General features: G+C 64.7%; 20 protein-coding genes. 5 read left to right on the plus strand and 15 right to left on the minus strand.

What is annotated here, in order from left to right; genetic code table 11:
* Positions 1-15 precede the first annotated feature (15 nt).
* The 7 genes from AC3FLX_RS25420 to AC3FLX_RS25450 form a co-directional block, all read right to left on the minus strand.
* Positions 16-1,038, minus strand: coding sequence for an alpha/beta fold hydrolase (locus tag AC3FLX_RS25420; RefSeq protein ID WP_488700099.1), 1,023 nt, complete (start codon positions 1,036-1,038; stop codon positions 16-18).
* Positions 1,039-1,049: 11 nt separating this feature from the next.
* Complete coding sequence (locus tag AC3FLX_RS25425; RefSeq protein WP_488700100.1) at positions 1,050-1,847, minus strand: HvfC/BufC family peptide modification chaperone; 798 nt, start codon at positions 1,845-1,847, stop codon at positions 1,050-1,052.
* The gene (gene bufB, locus AC3FLX_RS25430; protein ID WP_488700101.1) at positions 1,844-2,689 is read right to left on the minus strand and encodes an MNIO family bufferin maturase; all 846 of its coding nucleotides are present in this window, start codon (positions 2,687-2,689) and stop codon (positions 1,844-1,846) included. Before bufB ends, AC3FLX_RS25425 begins: the two co-directional genes overlap by 4 nt.
* Before the next feature lie 61 nt (positions 2,690-2,750).
* The gene (gene bufA2, locus AC3FLX_RS25435; protein ID WP_488700102.1) at positions 2,751-3,017 is read right to left on the minus strand and encodes a BufA2 family periplasmic bufferin-type metallophore; all 267 of its coding nucleotides are present in this window, start codon (positions 3,015-3,017) and stop codon (positions 2,751-2,753) included.
* A gap of 37 nt (positions 3,018-3,054) precedes the next feature.
* Positions 3,055-3,825: an alpha/beta fold hydrolase gene (locus AC3FLX_RS25440; RefSeq protein WP_488700103.1), complete on the minus strand. Its 771-nt coding sequence runs from the start codon at positions 3,823-3,825 to the stop codon at positions 3,055-3,057.
* Positions 3,826-3,834: 9 nt separating this feature from the next.
* Entirely contained in the window at positions 3,835-4,272 is a 438-nt protein-coding gene (locus AC3FLX_RS25445) for a DoxX family protein (RefSeq protein WP_488700104.1), read from the minus strand.
* A gap of 38 nt (positions 4,273-4,310) precedes the next feature.
* The gene (locus tag AC3FLX_RS25450; protein ID WP_488700105.1) at positions 4,311-4,586 is read right to left on the minus strand and encodes a BufA1 family periplasmic bufferin-type metallophore; all 276 of its coding nucleotides are present in this window, start codon (positions 4,584-4,586) and stop codon (positions 4,311-4,313) included.
* A gap of 175 nt (positions 4,587-4,761) precedes the next feature.
* Between AC3FLX_RS25450 and AC3FLX_RS25455 the strand changes: the two genes are divergently transcribed.
* The 3 genes from AC3FLX_RS25455 (at position 4,762) to AC3FLX_RS25465 (ending at position 7,357) form a co-directional block, all read left to right on the plus strand.
* Complete coding sequence (locus AC3FLX_RS25455) at positions 4,762-5,223, plus strand: MarR family winged helix-turn-helix transcriptional regulator (protein WP_488700106.1); 462 nt, start codon at positions 4,762-4,764, stop codon at positions 5,221-5,223.
* A 104-nt stretch (positions 5,224-5,327) separates the two neighbouring features.
* The gene (locus AC3FLX_RS25460; RefSeq protein WP_488700186.1) at positions 5,328-6,215 is read left to right on the plus strand and encodes a LysR substrate-binding domain-containing protein; all 888 of its coding nucleotides are present in this window, start codon (positions 5,328-5,330) and stop codon (positions 6,213-6,215) included.
* A gap of 23 nt (positions 6,216-6,238) precedes the next feature.
* A complete protein-coding gene (locus tag AC3FLX_RS25465; RefSeq protein ID WP_488700107.1) occupies positions 6,239-7,357 on the plus strand; it encodes an NAD(P)H-dependent flavin oxidoreductase in 1,119 nt (372 codons plus the stop codon).
* A gap of 19 nt (positions 7,358-7,376) precedes the next feature.
* Here the strand turns inward: AC3FLX_RS25465 and AC3FLX_RS25470 are convergent, their stop codons facing one another.
* From AC3FLX_RS25470 to AC3FLX_RS25480, 3 genes are all read right to left on the minus strand, one after another.
* The gene (locus tag AC3FLX_RS25470) at positions 7,377-7,781 is read right to left on the minus strand and encodes a hypothetical protein (protein WP_488700108.1); all 405 of its coding nucleotides are present in this window, start codon (positions 7,779-7,781) and stop codon (positions 7,377-7,379) included.
* A 47-nt stretch (positions 7,782-7,828) separates the two neighbouring features.
* Positions 7,829-8,644, minus strand: coding sequence for a hypothetical protein (locus AC3FLX_RS25475; RefSeq protein WP_488700109.1), 816 nt, complete (start codon positions 8,642-8,644; stop codon positions 7,829-7,831).
* 104 nt (positions 8,645-8,748) lie between these two features.
* The gene (locus AC3FLX_RS25480) at positions 8,749-9,648 is read right to left on the minus strand and encodes a LysR family transcriptional regulator (protein ID WP_488700111.1); all 900 of its coding nucleotides are present in this window, start codon (positions 9,646-9,648) and stop codon (positions 8,749-8,751) included.
* A gap of 170 nt (positions 9,649-9,818) precedes the next feature.
* Here AC3FLX_RS25480 and AC3FLX_RS25485 point away from each other — a divergent pair, with 170 nt between their 5' ends.
* Positions 9,819-10,562 (plus strand): SDR family oxidoreductase, encoded by a 744-nt coding sequence (locus tag AC3FLX_RS25485; protein WP_488700112.1) that lies wholly within the window; start codon positions 9,819-9,821, stop codon positions 10,560-10,562.
* A gap of 26 nt (positions 10,563-10,588) precedes the next feature.
* Positions 10,589-11,488 (plus strand): SDR family oxidoreductase, encoded by a 900-nt coding sequence (locus AC3FLX_RS25490; protein ID WP_488700113.1) that lies wholly within the window; start codon positions 10,589-10,591, stop codon positions 11,486-11,488.
* 127 nt (positions 11,489-11,615) lie between these two features.
* Here AC3FLX_RS25490 and AC3FLX_RS25495 read toward each other — a convergent pair whose 3' ends face one another.
* The 5 genes from AC3FLX_RS25495 to AC3FLX_RS25515 form a co-directional block, all read right to left on the minus strand.
* Positions 11,616-12,728: an acetoin dehydrogenase dihydrolipoyllysine-residue acetyltransferase subunit gene (locus AC3FLX_RS25495; RefSeq protein WP_488700114.1), complete on the minus strand. Its 1,113-nt coding sequence runs from the start codon at positions 12,726-12,728 to the stop codon at positions 11,616-11,618.
* Entirely contained in the window at positions 12,728-13,744 is a 1,017-nt protein-coding gene (locus AC3FLX_RS25500; protein WP_488700115.1) for an alpha-ketoacid dehydrogenase subunit beta, read from the minus strand. Before AC3FLX_RS25500 ends, AC3FLX_RS25495 begins: the two co-directional genes overlap by 1 nt.
* A gap of 28 nt (positions 13,745-13,772) precedes the next feature.
* Positions 13,773-14,771 (minus strand): thiamine pyrophosphate-dependent dehydrogenase E1 component subunit alpha, encoded by a 999-nt coding sequence (locus AC3FLX_RS25505; RefSeq protein ID WP_488700116.1) that lies wholly within the window; start codon positions 14,769-14,771, stop codon positions 13,773-13,775.
* 51 nt (positions 14,772-14,822) lie between these two features.
* The gene (locus tag AC3FLX_RS25510) at positions 14,823-15,866 is read right to left on the minus strand and encodes an ATP-NAD kinase family protein (RefSeq protein ID WP_488700117.1); all 1,044 of its coding nucleotides are present in this window, start codon (positions 15,864-15,866) and stop codon (positions 14,823-14,825) included.
* A gap of 203 nt (positions 15,867-16,069) precedes the next feature.
* Positions 16,070-18,037 (minus strand): sigma-54-dependent Fis family transcriptional regulator, encoded by a 1,968-nt coding sequence (locus AC3FLX_RS25515; protein WP_488700118.1) that lies wholly within the window; start codon positions 18,035-18,037, stop codon positions 16,070-16,072.
* Positions 18,038-18,191: the final 154 nt, after the last annotated feature.

Here is an 18,191-nt window from a genome sequence, read left to right on the forward strand (position 1 = left end):
CGCATGCTGCCGAGCTCAGGTACGCCATTTACCCGCGCGTACGAGTTCGGCTACCGCATCGGCGAATGCTTCGGGCGCTTCTTGCGGGAGGTTGTGGCCGACGCCCGGAATCTGGCGATGGCTGCGCTGTCCGGTGAAGCGGGCCGCCTGCGCCTTGCCGTCGGTGGCGGGCACCACGCCATCGGCGGTGCCATCGAGCGTGATCGTCGGTACCGTGATCGGCGGCAGCGCCGCGAGCTTCTTCTCGGTGGCTTCATGCAACGGGAAACCCGGCGCCAGGCCCAGCCGATGCCGGTACGAATGGATCACGACATCAACGTAGTCCGGATTGTCGAACGCCTGCGCCGCGCGCGTGAATGTGGCGTCATCGAACTGCCAGGTGGGCGAGTTGTTCCGCCAGAGAATCCGCGCGATATCGCGGCGATTGGCCTGCAGCCCAGCGCGGCCACGCTCGGTCTGGAAGTAATACTGATACCAGAGACCGTGCTCGACCGGCGCCGCGATTGGCGACGCTGCATGCGCGATGTCCTGGATCAGGTAGCTGTTGACGGGAACCAGTCCAACGCAGCGCGACGGCTTGATCGCTGCCACCACGCAGGCCGCACGTCCACCCCAGTCATAACCGGCGAGCACCGCCTCGGGGATATGCAGCGCGTCCATCAGCGCGATCACGTCTTCACCAATGGCGGCCTGCTGCCCGGCCCGGGGCGTGGCGTCATCCCGAAACCGCGTGGTGCCGTGGCCGCGCAGATGCGGCACGATCACGCGGTAGCCTCGGCTGGCCAGCAGCGGCGCCACGTCGACATAGCTATGAATGTCGTACGGAAAACCATGCAGCAGAATCACCGGGCGGCCGTTGTCGGGGCCATCCTGGTGATAGCCGATGTCGAGCAGGTCGGTGCGAACCTGGCGCACGGGCATGGTTCGCGGCGCTCCAGCGTCCGCCGGGGCCGCAAAGACCTGTGACGCTGCCACCAGACCGGCTCCGGCGGTGCCTGTAAGCAGGAATTTCCTGCGGGATGTGTTGATATCGGCCATCTGTTACTCCATTACTCTTTTGCTCTATTGCTCTCGTACGCCTTGATTGGCTGGGGCGCTGCGCTGACGATGTCCGCAAGCAGATCGCTGCCGATCCAGTTCGCCAGCAATGCACCGGCGCGCGCGATACCTTCGCCTTCGCCAAGCTGCTCCACCAGATGCGCGCACAGCGCGCTGAAACTGCCATTGCCGGCCACGTGCATGAGCGCGTCACGCTCGATGGCGTCAACCTGCCGGACCACGCACATGAATTGGCGACGCCAGACAACCAACCCGGCAGTGGCTTCCCGGATCTCGCCACGCGGCACTTCCGTGCCGTCGTCGAGCGCGTTCCAGATGTCGAAGGCGTTGGTGGCAGCCGTGCGTATCGTGAATGACGGCACCAGCACCATGTGTGCGGCGTCCCAGTCAACGTCCGCCAGCGCCGCTGCGGTCAATGGCGTGGCGTCGGCGGCGACGAATGCCCATGACAAAGCGTGCTCGATCCAGGCCAGCTCGTGCAGGTCGGGGTTGTGCGGATACAGGCGGACCAGTGTGTCGCCAAAATTATCGGCATAGGCGTCGAGCGTGAAGGCATGGGGCGGACGGCTATCGATATGATCCGCGGCAGCGGACACGAACGCTTCGTCGCCCATCCACTCGCGCACGCGCGGAAACGACACCTGAAGACAGTCCAGCAACTGCGCCCGGTAGTTGTTCTGGTATACGGCCAGCCCTGGCGCCGCCTGGGTGCCAAAGCGGTCTACCGCATCGGGCGCGGCCGCCGTCAGCCAGAGACGGAAATCCTGCTGCATCGAGGCCAGATTCATGCCGCCGCTCCCAGGTTGTCTTGCGCTGCGCCGATGTCGCGGGCAATCGCCAGTTCATCCAGCAGTTCCGGCAACGGCGGGATATTGCCGTCGCGTTCGATCATCGTTGCCACGTTGCCCAGTCGTGCGCGCGCCCGCGCATAGAGCTGCCACACTGGGTCGCAGACCGCGCTGTCGTGGGTATCGATCAGCAGCGCCGCGCCCTGGCTATGGCCGGCCAGGTGAATCTGGCGCACATGGGCGGCGGGAACACTGTCGATGAATGCATGGGCGTCAAACCCGTGGTTTGTCGCGCTCACATAAACGTTGTTGACGTCCAGCAGCAGGCCGCAGCCGGTGCGCTGGCACATCGCCGCCAGGAATTCCCACTCGGTCATGCTCGCACCCGCCAGCGCGATGTAGCTCGACGGATTTTCGAAAAGCATGGCGCGGCCAAGCGTGTCCTGCGCGTGGTCGATATTGGCGCAGACGATATCGAGCGCCTCTTCCGTGTACGGCATGGGCAGCAGGTCGTGTGAATTGAACTGCCCGATGCGCGACCAGCTCAGGTGATCCGACACGAACAGTGGTTCCACCTCGTGGACCAGTGTTTTAAGCCGGCGCAGATAGTCCTGGTCCAGCCCATCGGCGGAGCCAATCGACATCGAAACGCCGTGCAGCACCACGGGATAGCGCGTGCGCACCTGCCGCAGGATATGGCGTGGACGGCCGCCGTCGACCATGAAGTTCTCGGAGATGACTTCGACAAAGTCCACCGGAACGTCGGTTTCGAGGAAGTCCGAATAATGTTCCTTCCGCAGGCCGAGGCCGTAGCCGGAGAATGGCTGGGCAAGTGCTGGCATGGTGCGTCCGCTTCGATGATTGGTCTGGGAGGGGACGGACATCCGCCCCCTCGATCACGTCTTACTTCGGCTCGGTCAGCGTGCCGCCTTCCTTCAGGCAGACGGAAGCGGGCTTGACCAGCACGCCCTTGCCCTTGCACTCGTTCAGACCGGCGCAATCGTTGCTGGCCGTGGCGCACAGGCTCGTGCCCTTGCACGAATTGACGCCGTAACAGCGGCCCGGCTCGTCGTTGCCGGCCGCATGTGCCGGCGCGGCGAATGAGGCAAGCGAAGTCAGGGCAACGAATGCCGCGGCGGTAGCCAGCGTGGCGCGTGAAGTCTTGGTCATGGTGAAACTCCTTTGGTGTGTTGGCGATAGCGCCGGGTTACTGCACATTGCGCGCGGCGTCTTCAATCACCTGCGCGACGGCTTCGGGTTGTGAAACATTGACGGCGTGACTGGCCTTGATTTCGGTGACCTTGGCACCCGCACGCTTGTACATCCAGCGCTGAAGCTCCGGATTCAGGATGCGGTCGTCGGTGGCGACGATGCCGTAGCTGGGACGGTCACGCCACGCGGCGGTCCAGACATTGCCCGCGAACACGCTGCTGGCCACCGGCACCTGCGAAGCGGCCATGAAATCGGTGCGGTTGGTCTTGATATCGGCGGCGTAGTCGGCATTGAACTTGGCCGGGTCGATATACAGATGACCGTCGCGCGTGGACCGCACGCTGCTGGCCGCGGGCTTCATCGAAGCGTTGAGCTGGTTCACGCCTTCGCCCACATCGGGCACCAAGCCGGCCACGTAGACCAGCGCCTTGACCTTGCTGCGGGCGCCGGCTTCCGTGATGACGGTGCCGCCGTAGCCGTGGCCTACCAGCACCACCGGACCCGGCTGCAGGCTGACGCGCTCTCGCACGACGGTTACGTCTTCACCGAGCGTGTTGTGGGCGAGTTGCACGACGCTGACGTCGTAGCCCTTGTGGATCAGGATGTCGTGCACCACGCGCCAGCCGGAGCCGTCGACAAAGGCGTCGTGCACCAGCACGACATGTTTCGCGCCGGGCGGCGCGGCAGGTGCAGCGGGCGTGGCTGCCGGCGCGAGCGCGGGTACGGCCAGCGCCACCGCAGCGGCGAGCATTGGAATCGATCGCATGATTCGTGTTCAGAAGTGAGTCAAAGGTTTGGAAATCGGGGCGTGCAGGTGCCGGGGGCGCAACAGGCCGTCCAGCGACCAGCGTCCACCGCCGTAGGCCAGCAGCGGCAACAGCAGTCCTGCCCAGGTCAGGTGCGTGGGCCAGGCATCGGGATAGACAAAAATCTCGATCACGGCCGTCATCGCCAGCAACGCCGCCGCGCCGATCCGTGTGCCCAGGCCCAGCACGAGCAGGACCGGGAACAGATGCTCCGCCCACGTGGCCAGCACCGCCGCCAGGTCGGGTGAAATCAGCGGCAACGCGTATTCGGAGGCAAACAGCGCATAGGTCGACGCCTTGATCGTCAGCAGCCCTTCCACCTTGGTACGGCCAGATAGGAAGAACACCGACGCAACACCAAGCCGTGCCACCAGCAGCAGCGCCGAAGGCGGCAGCAGCCGTTGCATCAAGCCGGCGCCGTCATGCCGTGAATCGGCATGTGGCCTCACTGTTGCGGCTCCAGCGTGCCGTGGCCCTTGGGCGTCTGGATCTGGGTGCAGGTGCCTTTCTTGACCATCACCCAGGCATTGCCCTGATAGTCGGCTTTGGACGTCGCGGCACAGCTGGTACCCGGTCCGGCGGAACAGTCGTTCTTGCCTGCCAGCGACACGCCGTAGCATTTCTCCATCGCCGGGGCCTGCTCGGCGGCGTGGGCGGCAGTCGCCGCGGCATTGATCGAAAGGGCCAGCGTGGCTGCCAGCAGCGCGTGGGAGCGATTCATTGTGAACTCCTGAAAGAAATCGGAATGGAAGGGAAGACTTGCAAAATCGATCCGAGGGGAACTTCATGGACCAAATTCGTATCCGTTCCTATCGGATGCGATGCATACTATCCGATTGAATCGCGCGCGATGTAGCTATAATGTATGCGGGATACACGCCGACACAATGGACGCCATGAAACGAAAAACCACGCCTGCCCCGGAAGTTCCCCGGCTTGCCGACTTCCTCTGCTTCGCTGTCTATTCGGCCAACCTCGCCTTCGGCAAGGCCTACAAGCCGATCCTGCAGGAACTTGGGCTGACCTATACGCAATACATCGTGATCATCGCGCTTTGGGAAGAAGACCAGCAGACGGTCAGCGGGCTGGGCGAGAAGCTGTTCCTGGAGTCGAACACCCTCACGCCGATGCTCAAGAAGCTCGAGACAATGGGATACATAATTCGCACTCGCAACGCGGCGGACGAACGGCAGGTGGTACTGAGCCTGACCGATGCCGGCCGCAAGCTGCGCGAAAAGGCCTTCGACGCGGACCTGTTCCAGGCATGCGGCTTGACGACCACCGAGTTCGCGCACCTGCAGCAATCGGTAGTCGACCTGCGCGACAACCTGATCCGTCACACCGCTGACAAGGACTGACCCGCCGGCGTCCGGACGCTTGACTTTTTATTCTCGAATTACAATACTAGTTCCACTTTCATTCTCTAATGGAGAACGACACATCGCTTGTGTCGTCGAACAGCGTGGAACTGGCTGAACTCGAGATTTTCCGGGCCGTCGCGCGCGAGCAGAGCATCACACGCGCCGCCAAATCGCTGGAGCGTGTGCAGTCCAACGTCACCACGCGCGTCAAGCAACTTGAAGAAAGCCTGGGCGTGGCCCTGTTCCAGCGCGCGAACAAGCAGATGATCCTGACCCCGGCCGGGCAACGGCTGCTGGGCTATGCCGATCAGTTGCTGGCGCTGGCCGAAGAAGCCCGGCAGTCGATGCGTGCCGATGCGCCGAGCGGCCGGCTGCGTGTGGGGTCGATGGAGAGCACCGCCGCCACTTTGCTGCCCAGGCCGCTCGGCCGCTTTCATGCCACATGGCCCGAAGTGGAACTGGACCTGACCACCGGTACGTCCCAGGCGCTGGCCGATGCAGTGCTGGAGCGCCGGCTCGATTGCGCCATCGTGGCGCACCCTGGTATCGGCACGCCCCGCGACATCGATGTCGCCGAGCTGGGCGACGGTCTGGAAGGCACCTTCCTGAAGACCGAAGAACTGGTGCTGGTGTTGCCGGCCACCCATCCTAAAGTGCGCCGCCCTGAAGACGTGACCCTGCGCCAACTGGCCGCTTTCTCGCGCGGCTGCACCTACCGCCGCTGTGCCGAAGACTGGCTGGAACAGGCCGGCGATGACGTGCGCCGGCATCTGAACGTCATCGAACTGCCCTCTTATCACGCCATCCTGGCCCAGGTTACGGCAGGGTCTGCCGTCGCCATCGTGCCGCGCTCGCTGCTGGCCATGCAGGGCGACGTGACTGAACTTCAAACCGTCCCCATCCGGAAGGTTCATACGTTCCTGATCCAACGCTCCGGCTTTACCACCTCCGCCTACGAGGCATTCCAGCAGGAACTGCGTCGCAGCTAGTCCGCTTCACAAGGATTTCCGCCATGAACACCGCCGCTCGTCCAACCCCGTCTCACAATCTGCTGTCCCGCCTGGGCCTTCGCCTGCCGATCATCCAGGCGCCGATGGCCGGCGTCAGTACGCCTGGCATGGCCGCGGCGGTCTCCGAAGCCGGCGGCCTTGGCTCGCTTGGCGTCGGCGCAATGGATGCCGAAGGCGCGCGCAAGGTCATCCGCGAAACCCGCGCACTGACGTCGAAGCCGTTCAATATCAACCTGTTCTGCCACCCGCCCGCTAAGCCGGATGCCGAACGCGAGTCCGCCTGGCTGTCATACCTGGCGTCGACGTTTGCCGAATTTGGCGCAACGCCGCCGGGCAGCCTGCGCGAGATCTACAAGAGCTTTGTGGTCGACGACGCGATGTACCAGATGCTGCTGGAAGAAAAGCCGGCCGTGGTGAGTTTCCATTTCGGACTGCCCGCGCAGGAATGGATCGACGCCTTGCACGCCGCCGGCATCGTGCTGCTGGCCAGCGCCACAACGCTGCAGGAAGGCCGCCAGATTGAAGCGGCGGGCATCGATGCAATCGTCGCGCAAGGCATCGAGGCCGGCGGCCACCGTGGAGCCTTCGATACCGAAGCGGAAGACGAGGGACTGGGGACGTTTGCCCTGGTGCGCGTGCTGGCGGCACGCACCGGCCTGCCAGTCATCGCCACAGGCGGGATCATGGATGGCGCGGGCATTGCTGCCGCACTGGCGCTGGGCGCCGCCGCGGCTCAGCTTGGCACCGCGTTCGTCGCCACCAATGAATCCGCGGCCGATGCCGCCTATCGCGCCAACCTGACGGCGGCCGAAACGCGCCCGACCACGCTGACGCGGGCAATCTCCGGCCGCGCGGCGCGTGGTTTCACCAGCCACTTCACCAGGCTTGGCATCGCAGCCGGGGCACCCGCCATTCCCGATTACCCGGTCACGTACGACGCCGGCAAGGCACTGCACGCGGCAGCCAAGGCCAAGGGCGTCAGCGAATACGCGGCTCAATGGGCCGGTCAGGCCGCACCGCTGGCCAGGTCGATGCCGGCTGGCGAGTTGGTCGCGGTCTTGGAACAAGAATTGAAGGAAGCGCTGGACCAGTTGGGTGGATGGCGCGCGAAACTGGGCTGATGCGCTGGCGGCCAGGCCGCTATGCAGGTTGGCGGGTCTGTGCGAAGAGTTGACCGAGGGTCATGTCATCGCTCCACAGGCTCGCCAGATCAACGCTGTATCTGGATTTCATGTGTTTTGCCAAGGTTTCCAATTCAAGGGAATCGGCCATCCACGGGTAGGGGTAAAAAGCCCGATAGATCGATAGGATGTCGTCGTCGGGCCGAAGCTTCAGCTTGTCCTTGTCGCGCAACGCGAAGGCGTCGACGAATGTCGACAGAAATCCCCGGATCTCGGACTTTGGCGCAGCGGGAAACGCGCGCCGCCATGCCGTGCCTTGGCACTTCCGCCGATGGTAGGAATCGGGCAACCGCCCGCCTGTCAGCGCGATCAGCGCGATCGATGCGACCGCTGCAACGGCATACAGCAGCGTGGTAGTCGACATGCGGATACCCCCAATTTTCCTCAGGTTTCGTGTTTGCGCCGCCGAATTCAATATGGCGCAACCAGTGGCTCGAACTGGTATGGATTCAGATCGTGCAGTAGCCGCACATCGCGCAGTCCGGCGGCGTCCAGCGTAGCCGCGTAGAGTTTTCCGGCCTCCACCCACACCAGGCGCTTGCCGTCGACGTCCGCCCATTGCCAGGTTGGCTGCGCAATCGAACGCCCGGTGCCGACGTGCGTGAGTTCGTGGCGTTCCCGGCTCCAGGTGAGCCGTTTGCGTAAGACCCAGCGCAGTCCGACGGGCTTCTCGAAGTCAACGGTCGCGCCTTTGCCGGTCCATCCTTCATTCATGCGCTTCCAGCCATCGCGCTGCAGGCGGACTTCGTAGAATTCACTGTGCCCGATCGGCGGATATTCGGGCCACGGATAGTCCTTCACGCGTCTGGCCTGCGACTGGTTTCGGACCACCGTGTGCCCATATCCATCATTGAGCCAGTATTCGCCATCCGTTACGAACAAGCCCCCGCCGTGCCACGTGTCGCCTTTCGCCAGCAGGGTTTCGGCCTTCAGATAGGGGGCGCGCGACACGGCTGTATACGCGCCACGCGCTTCCGACGCCCACTTGCCGTTCAGTGCGAAATAGATCAGGAACCTGCCATCGGGTGACAAATCGGAGCGGCGATCGAAGATCCGCCCCTGGAACCACTGTCCGATTTCGAAAGTGTCACGCCTTCTGTCCCAGCCAATCAACGCCGTCCACCGAGTGGGGCCGCGACGAATAATCACCGCAGTGTGCGCGTCGCGTGCCAGCAGAATATGAACCCTGGCGGGCGGTGCTGGCCGGACATTTGCGGACGGTTCCATGATCCAGTTGGATGGCGACGTTCATCGGTTGGCGGAAAGTCCGACGAATATATCAAAAATGGCAATCAAGGCGAGACATGGCACGCGGCAGCGGCCTCGCCAAATCAACCCAGCAACCTGCTTCCCGCAAACTCCGCGGTTGCCCAGTCCAGAAACGCCCTCACACGTGGCGACAATTGCCGGGATCGTGGATAGAGCAGCGATACCGGCTGCGACGGCGGCGGTGTGTCGCGCAGGATTTCCACGAGCGAGCCGCGCTTGAGTTGTTCGACGATATGAAAGCGCGGCACCTGCGCCATGCCGAGTCCCAGCTCGATGCCGGCCAGGTAGCTCTCGGTACCGGTCACGGCCAGCGGGCATGGCAGCGAAACGGATTTCAGGGCATCGCCCACCTCGAATTCCAACGGCGTGACATTGCCCGTACTCATCTGGCGGATGGCCACCATCCGATGGCCTTCGAGTGATTCGAGATCGGCCGGGGTGCCAAAGCGCTCCAGGTATCCGGGCGTGGCGCAGGTCAGCCGCTCAAGCATCGCCACTTGCCGGGCCACAAGTTCGCTGTCGGGCAGCTTGCCGTAGCGGAGCACGCAGTCCACGCCTTCCTGCACGAGGTCAACCCAGCGGTCGCCTTCGCTCATCGTGATCTGAAGCTGCGGGTAGCGCGCCAGAAAATCGGGAAAACCGGGCATCAGAAAATGGCGGGCCAGCGTGCCCTGGACTTCGATCCGCAGCATGCCGCGCGGCTCGGCACCGCTGAAGCCGCCTTCGGCGTCCTCGATATCGTCGAGGATGCGCAGGCAGCGCCGGTAGTACGCCTCCCCATCCAGCGTCGGCCGCACGACGCGCGTGGTGCGTTGCAGCAACCGAACGCCCAGGCGCTTCTCCAGGTCGGCAATCACCTTCGTCACGGTCGAACGCGGCACTTCCATGTCATTGGCCGCCAGCGTGAAGCTGCGGCGCTCCACCACGCGCGTATAGAGCCGCATCGCGTCGAATCGATCCATCTCCCCCTCCCCTGTGCCGTTTGGCGCTCATTCTGGCGGGATTGTTTCCCTGGCAGAACAAGTGCTGGCAATTCTAGACCGATTATCCAATCGAGGCGATCGCGCATAGTTCAGTCACACCGCGGCGCAACGCGGTTCACCCAACCCGAAGTGACCAACCGGAGCCTGACATGACCACCACCCAATCGAACCCTGTTGCCATCGTGACCGGCGCCTCGCGCGGCATTGGCGCCGCAATCGCCCGGCGCCTCGCTGCCGATGGATTCACCATCGTCGTCAACTACGCCGGCAACGCCCGCGACGCGGAAGCCGTGGCGGCCGGGATCGAAGCCGCCGGCGGCCGCGCACTGACGCACCAGGCCGATGTCAGCGACGCCGCCGCCGTTGCCCGCATGTTTGCCGCCGCGGAGTCTGCGTTTGGCGGCGTGGACGTGCTGGTGAACAACGCCGGCGTCATGAAGCTGGCCACGCTGGCGGAAAGCGATGACGCGCTGTTCGACAGCATGATGAACATCAACGTCAAGGGGACGTTCAACACCCTGCGCGAAGCGTCCCGCCGCCTGCGCGATGGCGGCCGCATCATCAATCTGTCGTCGAGCCTGGTCGGGCTGCTGATGCCGACGTACGGCGTCTATTCGGCGTCGAAGGCCGCCGTGGAGGCGATGACCCACGTGCTGATGAAAGAACTGCGGGGCCGCAATATCACCGTCAATTCGGTAGCCCCCGGACCCACCGCCACCGAACTGTTCCTCGACGGCAAGTCGCCGGAGCTGATCGAGAGGATGGCCAAGATGGCCCCGCTGGAGCGACTGGGCAAGCCCGAGGACATCGCCAACGCCGTGGCTTTCTTCGCCGGCGCCGATGGTGCCTGGGTCAACGGCCAGACGCTGCGCGTCAACGGCGGCATCATCTGAAACCCGTCTCGCACAAGGAGCCAATCATGGGCAAGGTTATTCTCGTCACCGGCGCCTCCAGCGGATTCGGGCGCCTCACCGCCGAAGCACTCGCCACTTCCGGGCATACGGTCTATGCGTCGATGCGCAATATCTCCGGGCGCAATGCGCCGGTGGTGGCGGAAATGGCGGCGTTCGCGCGCACCCGCAACGCCGACCTGCGCACCGTGGAGCTTGACGTCCAGTCGCAGCCATCGGTCGATGCCGCCGTGGCGCAGGTCATCGATGAAGCGGGACGGATCGATGTGCTGGTCCATAACGCCGGGCATATGGTGTTCGGCCCTGCGGAAGCGTTCACGCCGGAGCAGTACGCGCATCTCTACGACGTGAACGTGCTGGGCACACAGCGCGTGAATCGCGCCGCGCTGCCGATCCTGCGCAAGCAGGGGCAAGGCTTGCTGGTCTGGGTATCGAGCAGCAGTTCGGCGGGCGGCACGCCACCCTATCTGGCGCCCTACTTCGCCGCCAAGGCCGCGATGGACGCCATTGCCGTGCAATATGCGCGCGAGCTGTCACGCTGGGGCATCGAGACATCGATCATCGTGCCCGGCGCATTCACCAGCGGCACCAACCATTTCGCGCACACCGGCACGCCGGCCGATGCGGCGCGGGCGGCCGAGTATGAAAACGGTCCCTATGCGGGATTTGGCGACCAGATCCAGCAGGCATTCGGCGCCATCGTGCCACCCGATGCCGACGCCGGGCAGGTTGCGGAAGAGATCGTCAAGGTCGTGGATGCCCCATTCGGCAAGCGTCCGTTCCGCGTGCATATCGATCCATCGCAGGATGGCGCCGACGTGGGCTTTGCCGTACTCGATCGCGTGCGGGCCGAAATGCTGCACCGGGTGGGCATGGGGGATTTGCTCGCGCCTCGGGAAACGGCGTGAGCATGCCTGGCGGCGCAGCGCGAAGTTGATGAGGAGCGGAATATGGCGCGCATCCGATATCGATGCGCGCCATCGGTTTGCGAAACGGGTGGCGCGTCAACCCGCAACACGCCACCCCGGCACCCGACTAGCCCGCCAGATGCCCCTTCAACAAGCCGTTCACCTCCCCTGCCTTCTCCAACTGGCTCATGTGTCCGGCGTCCTCGAACACGGTCACCGAGGCTCCGGGCGGTGCGTTCTCCGCATGTGCGGGTGGGATGATCCGGTCTTGCGCGCCCCAGATCACCAGCGTGCGCTTGTCGGTGTCCGCCAGACGCTTGCCTGGCTGCTCGCGTTGCCGGCCGCCCGCGAACAGGCTTGTTCCCAGTTCCGTCAATGCTTCGGACACGCCGTCCAGACGCTTGTAGCGCAGCAGGTCGTCCAGCATCTGCCGGCTGACCAGATCGGGGTTGGCGAACAGCAGTTCGATGACCGGTTTCAGGTCGCGCCGTGACTGTGCGTTGACGAAGCCCTCCGTGTAGCCGTTATTGATTTCGTCGCCAAAGCCAACGGGCGAAACCAATGCGACGGAGAGCACGCGCTGCGGCGCATCGACGGCCAGTTGCGCGGCGATGCCGCCGCCCATCGAATGGCCGACCAGATGTGCGCGGTCGATGTCCAGCGCATCGAGAAAGCGCGTCACGAAGCCGGCCATTTCCGCCAGCGTCGCGCCAGCAAGTCTGGGCGTAGTCTGCCCATGCCCCGGCAAGTCCAGCGCCACCACGGTGTACGTTTCCGCCAGCGGGTCGAGGTTGAAAAGCCAGTTGTCGAGGTCGCCGCCGAAGCCGTGCAGGAATACCACCGCTTCGTCGCCATGTCCTCTTCGGGCATAGCGCACGCGCAAGCCGTCGACCTCGACGAACTGGAAGGCGGGGCCGGCCTCGCCCTCGTCTTCGTCATCGGCCGGCGCTTCATAGCTGGCGACATACGCGTCGATCTCCGCATCGCTAACCTCATCGGGTGCCAGAACGCCAAGCAGCGCCTTCACGGGCAACACGTCTCCCGCTTCGGCCACCTTGAGCCGCAGCGTGCCCGCGTCGGGCGCCTCCACGGCGTTGGCGATCTTGTCGGTTTCCACATCGAGGATCGCCATGCCCACGGTAATCTCGGCGCCAGTGTCGACCAGCCAGGCATTGATCGTGCCTTCCTTCATCGACAGGCCCCATTTGGGCATCACGATCGGGGTGATTGCTGCGGCCATCAGTGCTTGCCTCCCTTCATGGTCTTGCGCGCGGCTTCCGCGATGCGGGCGGCGCTGGGGATATACAGGTCTTCGAGCGTGGGCGAAAACGGCACCGGCGTGTGCGGCGGGCAGACCATCTCGATGCCTGCCTTGAGCGCGCCAAATGCCTGCTGCGCGGTCTGCGCGGCAATGTCGGTGGCGATGTTGCAGCGCGGGCTGGCTTCGTCCACCACAACCAGGCGGCCAGTGTTCTCGACCGATTCAAGCACCGTGTCCATGTCCAGCGGGGAAAGCGTGCGCAGGTCGATCACCTCGGCCTCGATGCCTTCCTTGGCCAGCGTGGCCGCCGCCTCCAGTGCCCGGTGCACCATCAACCCGTAACTCACGATGGTCACGTCCTTGCCGTCGCGCGCGATATTGGCTTCGCCAAACGGAATCGTGTAGGCGCCTTCGGGCACATCGCCCTCCAGCCCGTACAGGTTCTTGTGCTCGCAGAAGATGACCGGATCGTTGTCGCGGATCGCCTGGATCAGCAGTCCCTTCGTGTCATACGGCGTGGATGGGCAAATAACCTTGAGCCCCGGAATATGCGTGAAGATCGGCGTCAGCATCTGGCTGTGCTGCGCGGCGGCGCGGAATCCGGCGCCGACCATTGCCCGGATCACCACCGGTGTTTCCGCGCGGCCGCCGAACATGTAGCGAAACTTGGCGGCCTGGTTGAAGATCTGGTCGAAGCAGACGCCCATGAAATCGATGAACATCAGTTCGGCAATCGGTCGCATGCCACACGCGGCGGCGCCGATGGCGGCGCCCACATAGGCCGATTCGGATAGCGGCGTGTCGAGCAGACGGTCGCCGTGCTTGGCATAGAGTCCCTTGGTGACGCCTAGCACGCCGCCCCAGGCGTCCTGCTCGCCGTCCGCGCCGGCACCGCCGACGATATCTTCACCGAGCATGATCACGCTCGGATCGCGGGTCATTTCCTGGTCGATCGCCTCGTTGATCGCCAGTTTCATGCTGAGTTTTCGGGCCATGATGCTGTCTCCTTTGTTTTGGAATGGCTTAGTAGCTCACATAGACATCGGTCAGCAGGTCTTCCGGCCCCGGCAACGGCGCGGCCTTGGCTTCCTGCACGGCGTGGTCGATCAGCGTGGCCACCTCGCGGTCGATCGTCTCGAATTCCTCGCGCGTAATCACCCCCGCCTGCGTGACGGCGCGCGTGAACAGCTTCAGGCAATCCTTGTTGGCGCGGATGTCGTCCAGCTCGCCGGCACCGCGATAGGTCTGCGCGTCGCCTTCGAAATGGCCGTAGAAGCGGACCATCTTGCATTCCAGCAGCGAAGGCCCGCCACCTTCGCGCGCGCGGCGGATGACTTCACCGGCGGCCTCATGCACGGCAAAGAAATCGGTGCCATCGACGGTGACACCGGGAATCCCGAAGCCGGCCGCCCGATCGACATAGCTGTCGACGGCCGTGCCATAGTCGCGCGATGTCGATTCCGCATAGCCGTTGTTCTCGATGACAAAGATCACCGGCAGGTTCCACACGGCGGCCAGATTCAGGCTTTCCAGGAAGGTGCCCTGATTCGATGCGCCATCGCCGCAGAACGTGATACCGACCTCGCCCTTGCCGCGAAACTTGGCCGCCAGCGCTGCGCCGCAGATCAGCGGTGCGCCCGCGCCCAGGATGCCGTTGGCGCCCATCATTCCCTTGGACAGATCCGCGATATGCATCGACCCGCCCTTGCCGTTGCAGGAGCCGCCCTTCTTGCCGTAGATCTCCTTCATCATCGCCACCGGGTCCACGCCCTTGGCAATGCAGTGACCGTGGCCGCGGTGCGTGCTGGCAATGCGGTCGCCATCGTTCAGATGGTGCAGGATGCCCACGCCGGCCGCTTCCTCACCGGCGTACAGGTGCACGAATCCGGGGATATCCCCGCGGCCGAAATCGACGTGCAGACGCTCCTCGAAATCGCGGATCGTCCGCATCTTGCGGTACACGGACAGCAGGGTCTCCTTATCGAGGGGTAGCTGCGCTGACTGCGAGGTACTGGCGCTCATGGTCGTCTCCTTTGGTGGTGGTACTGCCTTGTGGTGTGGAATGAACGGCTGTCAGGGGATGGCTGGCACGCGGCGCATCAGGTGCTCGCGCGCGGCATGGCGCATGCATGCGGCCACGTCGATGCTGCGGAACGCGTGATCGTGGAGCGTGACGGTGACTTCGTCGCGCGGTCCGAACGCCAGCTCGCGCTCGCCGTCCAGCGCAACGATGCCAACGCGCTGCCGCACGCGATGCGGGCGCGCATGTTCGATGCGGTGCCACGCCGCGATCGGCACCGTGCAAAGCAGCCCCGGCGCAATTGGCGCCACGAGGTCGAAGGCGCCTTCACCAGCCGGTGCCAGTTCGATGGCAAGGCCGCCCGGATCGCGCCGGCCCACCGGATCGAGCAGACCGGCGATGGCGGACAGGCCAATCGCCTGTGGATCGGCATAGGCAACGTAGACGGCCGCGAGCGTATCGGCGCGCCACAGCGCCCGTGCACCGATGAACTGCTCATGCGCGATGACGGCATCGACCAGCGCGATATCGCGCCTGAAGCCGCCGTCGGCGTCCCGAATCACGATATCGAGCCGCTTGTTCGATGCCAGCGCCTGGCTGGCCGGAATACGTCCCGTGGCATAGAGCCCGGCGGCCAGCCCGGTGATGGTTGGCTCGCGCATTTCGGGGAAGGCATTGTTGGTGCCGGTGGACAGCCCGGCAATCGGCACCGAGCCGCATTCGCGCACCACCGCGCGATGCGTGCCATCGCCGCCCAGCACGATGATCACGGCCACACCGGCATCGGCCATGAAGCGGGCGGCGTGCAACGTATCGTCGACGCGCGCGGTGACCGGCATATCGATGAATTCGACGCGCGGCAGATTGGCGTCGGGGCCCTGGTGACGATCCAGATGGCGGGTCAGCATGACGCGCAGGCCCTCGCGGTCCGGCATCATCATCACGCGGTCGATGCCGCATGCGGCCAGCGCCGCCAGCAGGCGCAGCACGATGTTGACGCGGTCAGCCAGTTGCAGGCTGTTGGCGTTGGCGATCACGCGGCGGATATCGCGCGCCGATACGGGATTGGCGATGATGCCGACCAACGGTGCCCCCATGACCTGTCTCCTGTCGCGCTTGTGGTGACAGGGATCATTGCAATGGGTGTGCCAGTGGCCGCCGTATGCAAAAACCGGGGAAATTGGCCGGGTATCCGCGGGATAACCCGCAGCGGAAACGCCGTCAGGACGCCTTCGGCCCGTGGCTTGACGTGACAGGTGTCACAGTACAGCTGTCCCGCGCTGGACAGTCGTCTTGTCGATCACGCGCCCTGGTCGCTGCCGTGGCCGTCGCGACGGTTGGGCGATGCAATGCCATACCGCTCCATGCGGCGGTACAGCGTCATCCGGCTCACGCCGATCTGGCGCGCCACGGCGCTCAGATTCCAGCCCGACGCACGCAGGTACTGCATCAGAAGCATGGCCTCGGGCGGCAAGCCTTGCGGCGTCCCGGCAGCTGGCAAGGCGCGAGGCGTATCGGCATGGCCCGCCAGACCATCGGGCAGGTCTTCCGGTTCGATCACGCCGCCCTGGCAGATCGCACAGGCGTATTCGATCACGTTGCGCAGCTCGCGCAGGTTGCCGGGCCAGCGGTGCGCGTGCAGCCGTTGCCTTGCCGCGCCTGAGAGCGTGGCACTGCGCTGTCCGCCATCGGCCAGCATCTTGTCGATCAGCCAGTCCAGATCCTGGCGCTCGCGTAGCGGCGGCAGTTCAAAGCGCGCCCCGTTCAGGCGGTAAAAGAGATCCTCCCGGAACTGCCCCGTTTCCACGAGCGCCTCCAGCCTGTGGTGGGTAGCCGAGATCACGCGCAGGTTGACCGGTACCGGCCGGGTGGCGCCCACGGGCAGCACTTCGCCCTCCGCCAGCACGCGCAGCAACCGCGATTGCAGGTCGCGCGGCATGTCACCGATCTCGTCGAGGAACAGCGTACCGCCGTCGGCTTCCTGGATCAGGCCACGCTTGCCGCGCGACCCCGCCCCGGAAAAACTGTTTGGCAGATGGCCGAACAACTCGCTCTCAATCAGCGTCTCGGGAATCGCCGCGCAGTTGAACGCGACGAATGGCTGGCCGCGCCGCGCGCTTGCCTGATGCAGCGCCTTGGCCAGGTATTCCTTGCCGCTGCCGGTTTCCCCCTGGATCAACAGGTGGATGCGCGAATCCACAAGCCGCGCCGCGCGTTGCAATTGCTGCGCCATCGCGTGGTCGCCCCCGCTTAGCGCCGCAAGGGAAGGCGGCAATTGCGCCGGCGCTTGCGTCTCCGTGCGCGCATGCCATCGCAACGCCGGCGGCATCACGCTCAGGTAAAGCAGGCCGCCGCTGCGATGAAGCGCCACCAGGCGTTGCTCGCTGGGCCGCGAATAGACGTATCGCCCGAGGTCTTCCAGGCGGGCGTCGAACAGCGCCTCGAACGACTGGCCGAGCACCGGGGTGCCCGGGCTTTCGCTCTCCAGCATGCGCCGCGCGCGGTTGTTGCAGCCGATGATGCGCCCGGCATCGTCGAGCGCCAGCAGATATTCCGGGCTGACATCGACGAACTCGGGTGCGACGTTCAGCTTCAGTATCCAGTCCCGGTGATGCGCACGCAGGAAGTTGGCGTTCTCGATGTGAGCCGCGTAGATCCGCACCATCTGCAATGCCAGGCCCTGGCTGGCCTTGGCGTCGGGCGAAGTCAACGCCGAGATGTCCAGCACTGCGTTCAGGCGGCCCTGGGTATCGAACAATGGCGCGGCGGTACAGGTGAGCGGAATGTGCGTGGCGTCGAAGTGATCGGCCTGATGGACGGTCAGCGCCTCACCGGTCACCAGCACCGTCCCCACGGCGCAGGTGCCCGCGCCGGCTTCGCTCCATTCCGAACCGAGGTAAAGCCCGGCGTGGCGCAGGGCGGCGTCGGTCGTGGCGTCGCCAATGTAGTCCACGGTCACGCCCTGGGCGTCGGTCAGCAACACGACGTAGCCGAGTCCGGCCACCTGGCTATATAGAGACTCCAGACCGTGGCGGGCAATCCGCGCGAAATCGTCGATTCGTTGCTGGTGCTCCCGCAGGCAGGACTGCGGCACGATCCGCGCTTCCTGCATGCGCGATGGGTCCAGACCGTATTGATGGACGCAGCGCCGCCATGAACTCTGGATCACCGCGTCATGCCCGATCGGCTTGGCGGATTCGGCGGGCAGGGGCAGCCAGGTGGTGGCGTGCACCACCGTTTCGATGTGCTCGCGTTGCCGCAGGTCCATCGCTGTCTCCTTATAGGTCTGCGGCGTACTTTATCCCACCGCCCCGCCGGCGCAAACGCGGCGCCGCAGCAAAGCGCCGGGAAATGCGCCAGAATCCACTTGCCGGCAATTGATGCCCTTTGCCGTGCCTTTGCCGTCCCCTTCGCACCTTTTG

This window comes from Cupriavidus sp. 291-E7 (genome assembly GCF_057798835.1).